This is a genomic window from Shewanella hafniensis (assembly GCF_019655335.1).
Classification (GTDB): domain Bacteria; phylum Pseudomonadota; class Gammaproteobacteria; order Enterobacterales; family Shewanellaceae; genus Shewanella; species Shewanella hafniensis.
In genome coordinates this window covers 1-1,056 of sequence record NZ_BPFD01000182.1, presented here as the reverse complement: position 1 = coordinate 1,056, position 1,056 = coordinate 1, and the positions used below count along the sequence as shown (strand labels likewise).

Genomic DNA, 1,056 nt, shown 5'->3' with positions numbered 1-1,056 from the left:
GATTATGAAACCTGAAACTGCTGAAAGTCTGCTTAGCCTCTCCAAAAGAGAAAAAAATCCGCATAAGCGCATGCGATTGCTCGCTGTATCGCTATTTTTGCAATGCCATAACCGCACTCAGGTGGCAAGCCAGTTGAAGGTGGCCAGATCTAGCGTCAACTTATGGGTCTCCAGCTATCTTGGGCAAGGACTGGCAGGACTTGAAGATAAACCACGCCTAGGGAAGAAGCCGTCATTGTCAAATGAGCAAAAAAGGAGACTCGCCAGATACATTGAGTTCAAAGCACAATCAGATGAGGGCGGCAGACTCACTGGGGCCGACATCCAGCAATACATCTCGAGTGAGTTTCATGTCGAGTACCATCCCAATCACATCTACAAGTTACTAAAGAGCATGGGATTCTGTTGGATAACCAGCCGCTCCAGGCATCCAAAACAAACTCAGAGCTTACAGGACGCTTTTAAAAAAGTTTCCTCTGGAAACGATCCTTCACGCTCCCATTCATATACAAGCACACCAGATTGATATTTGGTTTCAGGACGAAGCCAGATTCGGCCAGCAAAATACAACGACACGACTTTGGGCCCCCAAAGGCAGTAGACCAAGAGCGCTAAGACAGCAGCAGTTTGAATATGTGCATCTCTTCGGCGCAGTCTGTCCTGCAACAGGAGAAACTGAAGCCATCATCACGCCATTCGTTAATAAGGACATCATGCACCAGCACTTGGAGCTGATTGCAAAACGCACCAAACCTGGCCGCCATGCTGTCGTGGTAATGGACGGTGCGGGTTGGCATACCAATGACATTGCTGCTGATATCCCCAACCTGTCTATACTCAAACTGCCGCCATATTCCCCAGAACTAAACCCCATCGAACAGGTATGGAGTTGGCTGCGCCAACATTATCTCGCCAATCGCTGTTTTAAAGGATATGAGGACATAGTGGATGCCTGCAGCCAGGCATGGAACAGCTTTATCAGTTGTACAAAACGCGTGGTAAAAATGTGCTCTCGGGAATGGGCAAAGGTGACTGAACTTTAATGCGGAATGGTAT

1 protein-coding gene is annotated in these 1,056 nt (G+C 48.0%); it reads left to right on the top strand.

Annotated elements, in window-relative coordinates:
* Window positions 1-4 precede the first annotated feature (4 nt).
* Window positions 5-1,043, top strand: a protein-coding gene (locus K5Q99_RS21790) for an IS630 family transposase (protein WP_220778117.1) whose coding sequence is annotated in 2 segments (ribosomal slippage) — window positions 5-463 and window positions 465-1,043 — 1,038 coding nt in all. Because the reading frame shifts where the segments join, the coding sequence is not laid out codon by codon here.
* Window positions 1,044-1,056: the final 13 nt, after the last annotated feature.